The sequence below is a fragment of the Micromonospora sp. NPDC005172 genome, assembly GCF_040608555.1.
GTDB lineage: Bacteria > Actinomycetota > Actinomycetes > Mycobacteriales > Micromonosporaceae > Micromonospora.
This window is the reverse complement of record NZ_JBEXIL010000006.1, coordinates 141,224-155,605: the sequence shown is the minus strand read 5'-3', so window position 1 is coordinate 155,605 and position 14,382 is coordinate 141,224. Positions and strand designations below refer to the sequence as shown.

Sequence of the window (14,382 nt, the reverse complement as noted above, 5' to 3'; positions counted from 1 at the left end):
GATGCTGATGCTGATAAGATCAAAATTGACATACCCGCGCCTCATCCGTGGATCACTAGATGCGGTGATGTCGGCGCGCGGTGTGGTCCTGAGGAGGTGAACCATGACGAAGCACCCTGATTGGTGAAAGGTCCCACCTGCGAGGTAGTTGAGTCTGACGCGAAGGCGAACCGGTAGCCGGGTCGTTCGGGACTCGCCGGTGGCGGGCCACTCACACGTGGTTCGCCACCGGGCTTACTGCCTCAGGTCAAGCTGTGGCGACCAGATCGGGTTGGGTCGTCGAGGTCGGGTCGAACTCCGCCCAGACGCGCTGGCCCATGCCGTCACGCTCGACGCCCCAGCGGGTCGCCAGGCCGGCCACGATGTGCAGGCCGCGCCCGTCCGCCGCGTCCTGGCCGGCGATGCGGATACGGGGGCCGGTGCCCGCGCCGCCGTCGGTCACCCGCAGCTGGATCCGTGGGCCCTCGCCCGACGGCCGCAGCCGCCACGCCACCCGGACCACGCCGCCGGGCAGTGGACGCGCGTGCCGGACCGAGTTGCCCACCAGCTCGGCGAGCACCGCGATGAGATCCGCGAGGAGCACCGGGGGTACGACGTCGGCCAGATCGTCGGCGAGCCGATGCCGGGCCAGCCGTGCGCCGACGGGGTGATGGGGAACCACCACGCACCACGCCCGGTCCCTCGCCGCTGCCGCTGCCACCGTCGCCTCCACGTCGTGCCACCGCTGGTCAACCGCGCGGTAGGCGCACCTCTGCGACCGTACCGCCGTCGGTCCTCGGACGTAGGGATACCCATCCATTCTGTTGTTCAACGATCCGGCGGACGAGATACAGGCCGAGCCCCGCTCCGGGATAGCCGCGTCGGTCACCGGACTCGCCCTGCCAGAACCGGTCGAACGCCCGTTCCACGTGCTGCGGCCGGATGCTGATGCCGCGGTCACTCACCCGGAACGCGACCAACTGGCCGTCGACCCCGGCGGTGACCTCGATGGGCGAGCCCGGCGGCGAGTACTTGCCGGCGTTCGTCACCAACTCGGTCAGTACGGTCGCCAGGCTGGGACGGTGGCCGAGCGCCTTGGGCAGGTCGGCCGGCAGGCGCAGCGTCAGCCGGTGCCGCAGCTCCGCCGGCAGGTCCACGATGGCGGCGCGCAGCGCCTCACCCAGGTCGAACGGGGTGGGCGGTTCGTCCCCCGGTCCCGTCTCGGCCGCCGAGGAGAGCAGACGGTCGACCAGCCGGGCCAGCTCGTTGGCCCGTTGCCCGATCACCCGGGCGGCCTGCCGCCGGTCGGCGTCGGTCAGCGACTCCCAGTGGTCGGTGAGGGTGTCGGCGTACCCCTTGATGACGGTGACCGGCGTGCGCAGCTCGTGGCTGGTCACGGCGACGAACAGCTCCCGGTCGTGATCGCGGCGCTGCTGGTCGGTGATGTCCCGGAAGGTGACCACCCGCAGCGCGCCCGGGCCGGGCAGGTCACCGGAGGTGATGCGCAGCCAGCGCCCGTCCGGCAGCCGGTGGTCGCGGACCTGGCCCGAAGGTGGCAGCGGAAACGGCAACGGCCCGTTCAACGCCTGCTCTGCCGTCCGACTGGTGACCTGCACGGCGGCCGGGTTCCACAGCCGGACGTGGCCGTCCCGGTCGACCACCGCCAGCCCGTCGGCGAGTGCCGCCACCACCGGCCCGTCGCCGTGCACCGGCAGCCCGCTCTGGTCGCCGTACATGTGCGCGACGCACGAGGCGAGGTACGCGATCACTCCCTGCTGCTCGGCGCCCGGCTCGTCGTCGCCCGGATAGAAGGCGTGCAGGCTGCCGGCGGTGTGACCGCCGATCTCGGCCCGGCCGACCACCATCCGGCGCAGTCCGCTGCCGGCCAGCTCGGCGGCGAGCTTGCCGCTCAGGTCGGTAACCCGGACCTGGCTCACCCGGGGGCCGGAGAGCAGACGGACGGTGTCCGGGTCGTCCACCGCGAGCGGGCGGCCGACCGCCCACTCCGCCGCGCCGGTCGCCGCGATCACCCGCCCGCCGGTGGGACCGAACTCGACGAACGCCATTCCGCTCGCGCCCAGCGCCGGTTGGGTCAACCGGAGTAGCTGGATGAGGACCGGTAGGCCCGCTTCCCCAGCGTTGATCATCTCGATCACGACGGTGTGGCCGGCGAGAAGAGCGGGAAAATCGATACGCTCCGGCATGTGCCGAGTGTGCCCCGCCGGCCCGGCTTTCGGCACCCCCGGTCGTCGCTCAGGCGTAGGCGTAGGTGCTGCCGGCGGTCGGCACGCCGGACGGCCAGCTCGGCGTCGCGGCCCGATCAGCGGTCCCGCCGAGCCAGGACGTGCGCCGGACGGTCCGTGATGATGCCGTCCACCTCCTCGGCCAACACCATCTCCATGTCGGCCGGGTCGTTGACCGTCCAGACGTACACCTGGTTGCCGGCGGCGCGCAGCGCGGGCAGCAGGCGGGGGCGGGCCCGGAGCAGGCCGATGCCCGGCCCCGCGATGCGGGCGCCGAACGGCAGCCGGCCCAGCCGGAGCCAGGGCGGAAGCACCTCCAGCAGCAGCACCGTGGGCAGCGTCGGGGCCAGCTCCCGGACCCGCCGCACCGCCAGCGGTGAGAACGACATGACGGTCACCTGGACCGGGTCGTCCGGTGCCGGATCGGCCAGTCCGTACTGACGCAGCAGGTCGACCAGCCGCCGCTCCACCTGCGAGCCGTAGCGGGACGGGTGCTTCGTCTCCACCAGCAGCCGCACCGGCCGCCCGGCGGCGAGCACCGCGTCGAGCAGACGGGTCAGGGTCAACAGCCGGGTGTGTGACTCGTCCGGCGGCAGGTCACCGCTCGGGGCGCTGCCCGGATGCCACGAGCCGAAGTCCAGTGCCTCCAACTCGGCGAGGGTGCGCGCGCTGACCAGGCCGCGGCCGTTGCTCGTACGGTCCAGCCGGCGGTCGTGTACGCAGACCAGATGCCCGTCCCGGGTCAGCCGGACGTCGCATTCCAGCCCGTCGGCGCCCTCGTCGAGGGCGCGCAGGTAGGCGGCGAGGGTGTGCTCCGGGAGGTCGTACGAGGCGCCGCGGTGCGCGAAGACCAGTGGTCCGCCCATCCCGCCCGCCTCAGATGACCTGGCCGGGCTGCCCGTTCGCGTCGACCACTCCTCGGCCGACCGCAGCCCACTGGCGCATCCCGCCGTCGGCGTTGCGCACCTGCCCCCAGCCGTTGTTGACCAGGTAGGCGACGACCTGGGCGGAACGTCCGCCGGAGCGGCAGATGACGGCGATGTCCCGGTCGGTGGGCACCTCGGCCAGTCGCGCGGGCAGCTCCATCATCGGCAGGTGGTGGGCGGTGGGGGCATGGCCGGCCGCCCATTCGTCGGCCTCCCGCACGTCGAGCAGGTAGGTGTCGTCGGTGATCTCGGTCACGGGCACGGTGGGAACCTGGGGTCCGAACACAGGAAGCAACACTAGATCCTCGCGGGCCGGATCGGCACCGACCCGGCCGTCGCCACTGTCACAACCGCGTCACCCAGCGCAAGTTGGCCTGTGCCCAGGCCGGTACGCGGGCGCCCCGGACCGCCTCGAAAAGCCCGTTCCCGCCGTTGTCGAGCACCACGTACGAGACCTGGTCGATGGTCTGCGGCGACGAGGGCACTTGGACGCCGCGCATCCCGTCGGGCGGCAGCGCGCGGAGCGCGAGGAGCAGATCCTCGAGGGGTACGCCGTTGGTGTCGACGGTCAACGAGCCACCCACCGCGCGGAGCACCTGGTCCAGCTTGACCGGGTTGTTGCGCAGGTCGGCGTCGCCGGCGCTGTCCAGCATCGCCCGCAGGAGCTGCTGCTGGTGGCGCTGCCGGTCGTAGTCGCCCCCGGGCAGGCCGTAGCGCTGTCGTACGTAGTCCAGCGCCTGTGCCCCGTCCATCCGCTGGCAGCCGGTCGAGAAGACCCGGTTGGTGTGGATCGAGCGGACCTCGGTGTCGACGCACATCTGCACCCCACCAAGGAGGTCGATCACCTTCCGGAAGCCGGAGAAGTCGATGAGCGCGGCGCCGTCGAACCGGATGCCGGTGAGCCGGCTCAGGGTGGTCGAGAGCAGTCGGGTGCCGGCCGGCCCGCCGCCGCCGTGCTCGTACGCGGCGTTGATCTTGTCGGGGCCGCCGCCGAAGCCGTTCGCGGGCGGGATGGCGACCAGCAGGTCACGCGGGATGGAGACCAGGTACGCCTCGCGCCGCCCGGCCGGCACGTGCACGATGAGGATGGTGTCGGAGCGTTGGTCCGGTTCGCTGCTGCCGGCGCGTCGGTCGGTGCCGATCAGCAGGTAGTTGAGCGCCCCGTCCAGGTCGGTCCGGTCGGTGCGGGCGTCGGCGTCGAGCAACTGCTCCTTGGTCACCGTGCGGTCGTACCGGTGGGTCAGTGTCCTGAGGCCGACCACGGCGAGCCCGGCCAGCAGGACGAGGGCGAGGCCGATGCCGAGCAGGAAGCGTGGCCAGCGGGCGCGGTGTGGCCCGGCCGGGTGTGCCCGGCCGGCCGCGTTCCGCCCCCACCTGGACGTGACCGTCTCCCCGCAGCCGATACATGAGGTCTGTTCACCTCAGGCTACGGAACGTGAGGGGGCGATCGTCGGGCTTTACGCGAACGCGGCTGGGTGAAAACTCTCGGTTACTTTCCCTGCCGTAGTCGATGGCGAATACGCGCAGATCTAAGGCAGCACGGCAGAACACTTTGGTCCTGCGGCAGTACGCCGATCACAGAGCGTAACCGATCATATTGATGAATCAACTGTTCGTCTGGACCTTCGGCTTACTCTCAGTAACGGTGGCTACGAATCTGTCAACTGCCTCTGGGTGGCGCAGGGTTTGGTGGCCGTCGAGGATCGGCCGGCCGTTCCTTCACATATGGGCAAGCAGGAGTAACGATGGCGCTCGAGTGTCGCGAATTCGTGGCCACGTGGCTACCGCAGGGCATGTACGTGAGCCTGGAACAGGGCTCGGTGCCGCCCGAGGTGTTCGACGCCCAGTCAGTGCCCGGCGCGCACCTGCTGCACGTGGCACAGGAATCGGTCAACTCCGCAGCGGTCCGGGACATGCTGTTGGCGCAACCGCCGGGCGTGCTGGCACGGATGGTGGACGGGTCGGCGCTGTCGGTCGCCGTGGGACTCGACAAGGCCGGTGCGTTCGCTCGTGCAAATGCACTGGGCCTGCCCGTTCTTGTTCCTGACAACACGCTCGCCGGGGAGGAAGACGAGCGGATATTGGCGATCGACGCTCAAGGGAGCTCCGCGCAGACCCCGGCCGTTGCGGATTACGTACTGGTGTTGCCGGAGTCGCACCTACTCACCCAACATTCGGCGACTCGCCGTGAGCTCGACGCCAGCCTGTCGCAGCTGCTGATCGGCCCACCGATGCCCAGCCAGGTCCGATTTATCGATGCCGACAAGGTCGAGTTGGGTATACCACCGTTGATGCTCGACACCCTCACCGACCAGGTCGGCGGGATCGCTGGTGTCGAGGAACTGGCCGCCTCGACCGAGGATGCGTCGCTCGTGCAGGGCGGGGTGATCGGGCTGTGGCGGGCACTGGCGGCCCTGGAGCTCGGCGAGGCCAGGCTGGTCACCGTCGATGCGCCTGGCGCGGATACCGCCACGACCGTGCTGGCACTGCGGTTTCCCGGCGGCGTCGGGCTCCTGCACGACACCTCGTCGGGCGTGCGGGCCGCGACTCTGCCTCGGCGTCCGGCCGCGCTGAGCATTGCCCACGCGGACGTGTCGGAGAAGGCGACCGCCCTGGTCGACGGTTCCGCGCTGGCGTATCCCTGGCTGAGAAGCGTCAATCCTGAGCGGGAGGCGGCTCCGACTGCTGACGCCTTCACGCTGAACTGCGTGATCACCACGATCGCCGTCGATCTGTCGCTGATCGACGGCCATGGTCACCAGGCCAGCGGCGTGGACACCGCGACCGGACCGAAAGATCGGGGACTGCCGGAGACCTACCTGGCGAACTATCAGGCGCAGAGGCTTGGCTTGCCCGACGGGGAAAGCCGGGCCTACTCGTCCGGGAGCCTCGAAGCCGTCCACGACCTGATGGCCGCCGCCCCGCGGGGTGCCCGTGGCCTCGTGCTGATCTACGGCGAGGACGCCCGCGCGCCACACGCCTTCAACGTGGTGCACGGTCCGTACGGCGTCAGATTCCTCGACGGTCAGCGCGGCGGCCCCGCCCGGCCCCCGCAGGTGATCACCGATGTCGCCTTCCTGCCCCTCACCGACAACATCGAAGTCCCGAACGAACATCCGCTCACCGTGTTGTCACCCGACCGCCGCGCCGGCGCCATCGGATTTGAAGCGGAAACAGCGTACCGGACCTCTGCTCCGGTCAGGCTAGTCAAAGACGAAGGCGTTCAGGAGATTGCGACCTCGCCCAATTTCGACATCCACCTTGAGTCCTCTGGCTCCAACACCATCATCGAGTTGGTGTCAAAGCCGTACAACGTTCTCGACGGAGAGACTCGCCACCGGCGACGCGACGAGGTGTGGCGCGATTTTACGCGGACGTTGCAGCGGATGGCTGACGTTAAGGGGTACCCCAGGCTGAAGACGTTGTTCAGTGAGAGCAACGGATTCCAGGCCGTAGATAGCGACGTTCTCGACGTCTACAATTTAAGAGGCACTCAAAGTTTTATCGACGGTTCGGATGATCCACTAAGCAACATGTATATGCAGTACACAGTAGGTGTTCCGCTGGCGGGCGTGTATCAGTTGCTGAAATTTGGTGAGCAGCACACCTGGGATATAAGCCGCAAGGCGCTAGTCGGGGCGGCGCTTGGCTTCGCCGATCAGGTGTCGGCGCTCTACCGAGCGGCTATGAGCGCCCCCAACGCGACCGGTAACTGGACGCAGGTCAGCGATTCTTCGTTGGCGCGTGACATAATGGAGCTTCGCGGTCTGTCGGCCCTGGCGTACACGCACGTTCTCGCTCCCATACTGGACCTCTCCGAACAGTATGCGGAATCTCGGCGGCAGTTGGTCAAAAATTATTTGCTGGCGGCCTCCCGAACTTCCCTGACGGCCATCCGGGGTCTACTTTCCGAACGGGCGCAGGACTGGGTGCAGGCAAATGCGAGCCGTGTGAGGAACCAGCTCACCGCGCACGCCTTGTCAGCGTTTCCCCAAATTCGACTGTATCTGAGCCAGACCGAAGGTGGCCGCCTCTTCAGCCGAACCGTGCTGGGAGCGGATGACACCTATAGTCTGGGTAGTCTTATCGACAACGTGCTACTTCCGCCGTCGCCGCGTAATCCCGAGCTCACTCAGGACAAGGTTCTCGGCATTCGCACCCATGTCAGCGCGGCGGACTTGGCCCGCGCCGGTGATCGCCTCATTTTGATGGAACTCCGCGCCTACGGGCGCAGCGGATATAGCGGTGTGGCTGATATCGAGCAGTATCTCAGCCGCTTGGAAACGCATATCCGTCACGTTGCCCGTTCCACGGCAGCCGCCCAGACTGCAGCCGATAATGATCAACACATCACCGGCTCGTTCCCGTTCAAGCGACGCAGCAGTGAGCTGATCGGTGATCATCGTTCCCAGGTGGAAGAGATCGCGCGGCGGATCGTGCAGCGAATTGTCGCCAGCGGCGCTTCAGCGAATGTCCTCGTGGAGGGCGGCGGGAACAAAAGCGGAAGCGACGCCGGAGCGCAACGGGCGAAAGCCGTGGCCGAAGCTCTCGCGGCGTCCGCGCGAGAGCACCTGGACGGCGTAGGCCTGGCGCGCTCATTGATCACCGTCCAGCACCAGGGCAGAGGCGATGGTGTCAGCGGAAGCCCGCACCCCGCGCAACGCGCTGCGGCCGCCGCCAACCAGCGCACCGTGGTGTTGTGGCTGGAGCCTCCGGCGGAGCAACAAACCACTCAGACGCGGGCGTGGGACATGCGAACCACACGTTTCGGCTCTGCGGGCGCCGACGTCGAGACACGGGAAGTGCCGTCGGACTACACCAACGAGTCACTGCGCACGGCGTACCCCTGGCTTGGACAGATCAACCCGGGTCGTGCCGCCGGCGGCGAGTACGCGACCAACTGCATCATGGCCGCGCTCTCCCTGGACCTCTCGTTGCGCGAGGGGCGGGTCTATGAGACGGCCACCACCGAGCCGTTGGACGGCGGCGACCTGCTCAACTATCAGCAGCAGGTGCTGGATCTGGCCGATGATCAGCACCGGGTGTACGAAATTCCGACCATTGAGGCGGCCGTGGAGGCACTGCGGGCGGCTGCCCCCGAGTCGCGGGCGCTGATCGCCGTGCGCCGACCTGAGAGTCAGGTCAGCCACGTGTTCGTCGGCATCCGCGATGGGCGCGGAGTCGCCGTCGTCGACCCCCAAACGGGTCGTCTGGGGCGGCTGCCCCTGGACACGACCGGTCTGGCGCTCATTCCGCTGTCGCACGACATCGCGCCGTCGACGCTCACGTCGCAGGCCGTGGACGTCCCTCCGGTGATCGTGTCGGTGCAGTCGGACCCCTCAGGAGACGGTGCCTACCTGGACGCCGCTACCCGAGACCTATTGGCCACCCTTTCCGCCCGAACCGTCGCCGCCGCGCGTCGGAGCGGTCCAATCGACGTTCAGGTCGACGGTGGCTGGAGCAGGACTACGCCAGATGCCGGCAACGCCGCCGCGCCGTCCCCGGCTCTTCGTGTTCAAGCGGTACTTGATCATTTGATGCCCCTCATCCGGCGGGGCCTCGCGGAGCTCGGTCTACACCGAGACACGGTCACCGTCGACGTTGTCCGCCGTGGACCGCAGACGCCTTCGGCGACGACGGACGCGACCTCGGGTGCTGGCGTGGACCAGCACGCAGTCACGGTCCGGTTGCTACCCGCGCGACGGATGCCTGCGGCGGACCCGTCCAGTGCGGACCAGCACCTGGTTGTCAGCGTCAATGAGCTGCTGGTCCGGTACAACCGCAATGCCTCGGCCGCGGTGATTCTCGACGCCCGCGACGCGCATCCGATACGACAGACCGATGTCGGCGGGATCGTCAGCGCCGTGGCTGAACGCATCCTCTCCGGCGGTCTGTCCGATCGGATGCTCGGCGGATCACGGCGAGGCGTGGATCGACAGTACGACCACCAACTGTTCGGTGCCAGGCAGCCGACCCTGGGGCCACAACAGGCGCAGCTGACGGGCAGTAGTTCGACAGCACCGCAGTCGCTCGCAGATCAACGGGCGCGCCCGAATCCGATGCGTGGACACGTGCTCGGGCTGGCGGCGGCTGATGGTTCGGTCTCTCTCCAGGCGGTGGCGGACGCACGGCCCGACGTGCGGACGCTCTTCCTTCGATTCACGGACAGTGGGGTGGACGTAGGGCCAATCGACGAGATGACGCGTAACGAGCGGCGGCTGGGTTTCCTCCCCGGAGGACGTAACAAGCCTCGCAGGCCGGTGCGGATCATCATCAACACACCTCACGGCGAGGCTGGTGAGGCGGTGCTAGACCAGCTTCGCCGCGCGTTCCGCGATACCGGCCGGGAGGCGTTCGTGCCGGCGCCCGGCAACAGAGTGGCGCTGTTTCAGGGCGATCTGGCGGCTGTGAACAGCCAGAGGAAGCCCGGGCAATGGGTGTCGGTCGGCGCGCAACGGCCGACTGAACCCCGCCACTACACAACGGACCCCTGGGGACTTCTGGGTCGGGACATGGACGACCCGCGATTCCTGCCCACCGAGGATGAGCTTGTCTGGTGGATGGTTCGCGATTCGACGTTGCCTGCCTCGCTGGAGCGACCGGCCGGTGAGTCGATCAGGTCATTCGGGCTGGAGTTGGAATTCGCCTTAGCGCCTGGGATGCCTGAGCAGGAGGTTGCCGTACGTCGAGGCCGGATGGTCAATGACCTGCGTACCTTGGGATTGACTAAGCAATCGCTTGTCAGGGACGCACACTCTGCGCGAGACGAGGGCTACAATTCGCGACGGTCCGGCTGGAATCTCGAATTGGACGGCTCTGTTTCTGGTGAATTGGTGTCGCCGATCCTTCCGTACCAGCAAGCTTCCGATGAAGAGCGCTCGCGACTCTGGCGCGATGTCGCATTGGCGCTCGCCGTGATCCGCCGCCACGGCGGGAGGTCGAGCGCCAAGGTCGGGGGCCACGTGCACCTCGGCGTTGGAGATTACCAACGCGACGTGGCTGTCATGCAACGGCTGATCGACGCATTTCGGGGGCACCAGGATATCCTGTACCGGCTGGCCACCATGCCAGGCCAGCGCCTGCACCGCGGCACACTTTACGCCGCGCCGCTCGCCCCACCCGCGCGGTTCAACGAGCAACCCGTGTGGCCCTACTTTGACCTTCGCCGCGACGGCGGGGTCAACAACCGCGACATCGCTCTCAACGCTACGCCGCTTTCCGATGCCCACGCGGCGAATCGGCCCGGCAAGGACGACCACATTGAGGTCAGAATCTTCGACGGCGATCTGAGTCTCGGTGGAGTGCAGCTGCGCACCGAACTCAGCCGTGCCTTGGCGGACAGAGCCACCGGGCCTTCCAATCGTGTTCCTCAGTATTCGGCACTGGGTGAACACTTCCTACGCTGGGACCTGGATAATTCAGAAGACGCAGCTGCCCTGGAGCGAATACTGGAGTTGCTGCCGGCCGAAGCGACGGCAGCCCGCCTGCGCGTGAGAGAGTTATGGCGGCGTACCGCCTGGCAGATGCCGATCACGGTGCGCCAGAGTTACCGCGACGGTCTCTTCTTTCCGAGGCAGATACCTGACCAACGCGAGTGGCAAATGCTTTCGCCGATCGCCGAGCGCAATATGCGTCAACCCACCTTCGTCTACCAGCCAATGATCGGGGAATTCCGACCTGCGAACCCCGTTGCGCTTTCAAGCTTGCTGGAACAATGGAAGCCAGCCGGTGCTGGGACGCCGGCCATTGCCCACGGGGTCGTGATCGCACTCGCAAGGACACCGGTCGACCATCTCGGGATGTTGCCCAGGACTCTTGGTGTGTCGGTGGTCCAGCCGAGGGGCAATCAGTGGTCGGTCCAGGCGATATCCGGGGGAGGAGGATGGCTGTCGGCGAGCGGATGGGAGTTGCTCACCCGCAATGCCGACGGTTTCCCGATTGCCCGGCCTCTCGGTAGGGTATTCGGCCCGCAGGAATTGGAGTCGGTGTTAGGCGAACTACGGACCATCGGTCCTGTGCCTTCGGCTCCGGTCGCCGGTACGACTACCGGCCGGCGCCTCGGTCTCCTCCTCGGTTCGGAGCAACCGCAACTGTCGCAGGGGGATCTGGCGGGGGTGCCCCGTGTGGACTCGGTCGGGGATGGCTCATGGCTGGGTGATGACGCGCAGCCGGTCATGTGGCAGCCCTTGCCAGGCGCTCGTGGTGGCTGGGCTCTGTTGCCTGATCATGAATTGGCGCAGGTCGGCGACATTGAGCTTCTCGGCGAGGGTGCCAGTGTGCCGGTGGTGGTTCACCCGGCAGTGAACGGGACGGTCCGGGTGCCGGTGCGCGATCTGGATGGTGTGGGGCAGGATGCTGCTGCCTCGACGCCAATGGATGGCGGCTCGGTGCGGGAGGTGCGTCTGACCGCCGAGCAGTTGGCACCATTGCTGGATCGGCGGCTCCCACCGGGCGCGCCGGTGGCGTTGCTCTCCTGCAGGGCCGGTGAGCTGCCGGACGGGTTCGCCCGCCAGCTCGCCACGGCCCTCGGACGAGACGTTGTCGCGCCGACCAGGGATCTGTTCGTTGAGCCGCCCGGCGGCCAGAGGCAGCTGTTCACCGTTGGGGGCGAGAGTTGGGTGCTGTTCACTCCCGACTATGACGACGGTTGGGACGTCGTGAACGACGAGATCGACGGTTTCGTCGACGATGACGGAGTGGCCCATTTGAGCGAACGCGCCGTCTATCCGTTTGACGGGATTGCCGCGGTCACCCTACCGCCGAGTTGGTCGGTGCGGTTGTCCGATGGGGTCACCGAGCAGCACCCTAACGTGTACGTGATCGGCGAGTCTGCCGCGCCTGCGCTGCGCAAGATGATCATGGACTTGGCGCAGGTGGCCAATGTCGATCACCCCGTGGTCGTGCTCGGCGCCCCGCATCCCGGCAAGCCCGCGCTCGCGTCCGACGTCGCCGGGTTGAACTACATGCTCGAGCAGCTCGCTCAACGCGACCGACTACCGGTGGTGGTCGCCCGCGCCATGATCACCAGCGAGTTGCTGACCGTGGTGCAGCAGTACGGTGCCACGATCCTGCACCCGACCACGCAACGGCCCGACAATGCGGGTATCGGTCTCGACATGTACTGGAAGGCAACCGCCTCCCGGAGAGACGAGCGTACGGCCGCCTCCGTGCATCTCTGGCCGGGGATCACCGCGGATGTCCTGCGCAGCGCTGTCACACTCTCCCGTCCCACCTCGGCGGTCGCGCGGGTCGAGGACACCCTCGGTGAGCTGATCTGGGCCGCTGACCTCGCCACCGCCCGCCGTGTCTTCGACACCGCTCGGCAACGCTGGTCACCTGAGCAGATGCGCGACAACCTCGCCCGCGTCGAGCAGATGATCGAACGGGTACCCGACCAGCCGGACCTGAGCCGCTACGCGCCGGTCCTCGAATTCGGCGCGACAGGCCACGCCGACATCGTCTTCGACTACGCCCTGGCCGACCCGGCGGACCAGCCCACAACACTGCTCACCGCCGTGGGCAACCTCGACACCGTCGGACTGCTCGACGCCGACCTCGACGGCGGCCTCAGCACCGGACGCTTGGCCGCCATGGTCACCGCGGTCGGCACCACCGACATCAGCGCATCCGTGCTCACCGTCATCGGCGACATCAAGGCAGGACGGTTCACCGACGCCAACACCTTCATCGAACGCAACCGCGACCGACTCACCATCGAACAGAAACAACACTGGGTCGACGCGATCACCAACCTGCGTGAGTTCCCCACCATGCAGAACATGCCCGAACAGCCAACAGCCGATCACCTCCTGCAACTCGCCCAAGGCGTGCTCAACTGCTGACCAAGCCCTGAACCCGAGCCTCCGGGTCGAACTCGCGCAGAGGGGGTCCTCGTTCCGTATCGAGGACCCCCTGCTGGGTGTGTTGCGTGAGAGCCGCGCCACCGTCACTTGCGGCCGGAGATCACCTCGGGGTGGTTGAAGACGAACTCGGCGAGCTTGTCCTGCTTGACCGCCTCGAACATCTGCATGGTCTCCGCGTTCAACGCCTCACGGTTGTTGCTGTTGCCGTTGAAGCTGCCGTTGTTGGTCTTCAGCATCGTCAGCTCGTTCGCGGTGACCCCACGCATGGTGAAGATGAAGTCCTCGATCGGCACGCCGCCGGTGTCCAGGACGAAGGCCTTGCCGGCCGCCTTGATCAACGAGTTCATCTTGGCCGGGTTGGTCAGCATGCCGCCGTCGGTGGCCTTGCGGGCCATCGCCTTGATCAGCTGCTGCTGGTTCTGCTGCCGGTCGTAGTCGCCGCCGGGGAGGCCGTAGCGCTGCCGGGCGTAGTCGAGGGCGGCCCAGCCCTCCATCTCCTGGCAGCCCTTCTTGTGCACCACCGGGGTCATCGACTTGCCGGTCTTCTTGGCGTCGGCGTTCCACATCGGCTTGCCGTCGACGAACGACATGTGCTTCGACTTGACCTCGTGGCTGACGCAGATCTTGACCGTGCCCAGCGTGTCGATGACGTTCTTGAAGCCACCGAAGTTGATGATCGCCGCGCCGTCGAAGCTGACGCCGGTGAGGCGCTTGATCGTCTGGGCCATCAGCTGGGCGCCACCCTCCCAGCCGCCACCGTTGCGGGCGCCGGCCTGGAACGCGGCGTTGATCTTGTCGGTGCCGCCGGCGAAGCCGCTCTTCTTGAAGGGCGGGATCTGCGCCTCGGTGTCCCGGGGGATCGAGATCAGGTACGCCTGGTCGTGCGAGGCCGGGATGTGCAGGATGATGATGCTGTCCGACCGGACGTCGTCGGCGGCCCACCGCTCCCGGGCGTCCACGCCCAGCAGCAGCATGTCGATCGGGCCGTCCAGGCTCGCGCCACCCTCGGCGTCGGACTTGCTGGCGTCGCCGAGCAGGTTGCGCTGGGCGATGTCGCCGGTGGCCTGACCGATCAGCACCTTCGTGCCGACGATGGCCACCCCGCTGCTGAGCATCAGCACCGCACCGAAGATCACGGTCAGGCGGGCCCAGAGCGGGTCCTTGCGCCGGGGACGCTTCTTCGACGGCCCCTTGCCGCCTGTCCGCTTGTCGCCACCACCCGGCGGACGACCGCCCGGACCACCGCCGGACGGGCCTGGCTGCACCGGTATGGACGCGGCGATCCGGCCGCTCGGCGCGGCGGACCTGGTGGACGGAGGGCGACGGCTGGCCTGAACCGGCATTCGTGCTCCAGCTCGTGATCAGGAGGGG

General features: G+C 67.7%; 7 protein-coding genes. 1 reads left to right on the top strand and 6 read right to left on the bottom strand.

What is annotated here, in order from left to right:
- Positions 1-247: 247 nt before the first annotated feature.
- The 5 genes from ABZV06_RS06380 to ABZV06_RS06360 all read right to left on the bottom strand — a co-directional run bounded on the left by ABZV06_RS06380 (position 248) and on the right by ABZV06_RS06360 (position 4,455).
- Positions 248-664 carry an ATP-binding protein gene (locus ABZV06_RS06380; protein ID WP_355619170.1) on the bottom strand — a complete coding sequence of 139 codons (417 nt, stop codon included), beginning with the start codon at positions 662-664 and terminating at the stop codon, positions 248-250.
- Positions 665-728: 64 nt separating this feature from the next.
- The gene (locus tag ABZV06_RS06375) at positions 729-2,183 is read right to left on the bottom strand and encodes an ATP-binding protein (protein ID WP_355240394.1); all 1,455 of its coding nucleotides are present in this window, start codon (positions 2,181-2,183) and stop codon (positions 729-731) included.
- A gap of 116 nt (positions 2,184-2,299) precedes the next feature.
- Positions 2,300-3,088, bottom strand: a complete 789-nt coding sequence (locus ABZV06_RS06370; RefSeq protein ID WP_355619121.1) for a glycerophosphodiester phosphodiesterase family protein — start codon at positions 3,086-3,088, stop codon at positions 2,300-2,302.
- Between the two features lie 10 nt (positions 3,089-3,098).
- Positions 3,099-3,434 carry a rhodanese-like domain-containing protein gene (locus ABZV06_RS06365; RefSeq protein WP_355240400.1) on the bottom strand — a complete coding sequence of 112 codons (336 nt, stop codon included), beginning with the start codon at positions 3,432-3,434 and terminating at the stop codon, positions 3,099-3,101.
- Positions 3,435-3,492: 58 nt separating this feature from the next.
- Positions 3,493-4,455 carry an LCP family protein gene (locus ABZV06_RS06360; RefSeq protein WP_355240693.1) on the bottom strand — a complete coding sequence of 321 codons (963 nt, stop codon included), beginning with the start codon at positions 4,453-4,455 and terminating at the stop codon, positions 3,493-3,495.
- Between the two features lie 438 nt (positions 4,456-4,893).
- Between ABZV06_RS06360 and ABZV06_RS06355 the strand changes: the two genes are divergently transcribed.
- The gene (locus ABZV06_RS06355) at positions 4,894-12,990 is read left to right on the top strand and encodes a toxin glutamine deamidase domain-containing protein (RefSeq protein WP_355619118.1); all 8,097 of its coding nucleotides are present in this window, start codon (positions 4,894-4,896) and stop codon (positions 12,988-12,990) included.
- Positions 12,991-13,094: 104 nt separating this feature from the next.
- On the opposite strand, the gene ABZV06_RS06350 is transcribed toward ABZV06_RS06355, so the two are convergent.
- The gene (locus ABZV06_RS06350; protein WP_355240406.1) at positions 13,095-14,354 is read right to left on the bottom strand and encodes an LCP family protein; all 1,260 of its coding nucleotides are present in this window, start codon (positions 14,352-14,354) and stop codon (positions 13,095-13,097) included.
- Positions 14,355-14,382 lie beyond the last annotated feature (28 nt).

Coding starts and splice junctions, on each gene's coding strand:
- ABZV06_RS06355 (WP_355619118.1), top strand. CDS start 4,894: ATGGCGCTCGAGTGTCGCGAATTCGTGGCCACGTGGCTACCGCAGGGC.
- ABZV06_RS06375 (WP_355240394.1), bottom strand. CDS start 2,183: ATGCCGGAGCGTATCGATTTTCCCGCTCTTCTCGCCGGCCACACCGTC.
- ABZV06_RS06370 (WP_355619121.1), bottom strand. CDS start 3,088: ATGGGCGGACCACTGGTCTTCGCGCACCGCGGCGCCTCGTACGACCTC.
- ABZV06_RS06350 (WP_355240406.1), bottom strand. CDS start 14,354: ATGCCGGTTCAGGCCAGCCGTCGCCCTCCGTCCACCAGGTCCGCCGCG.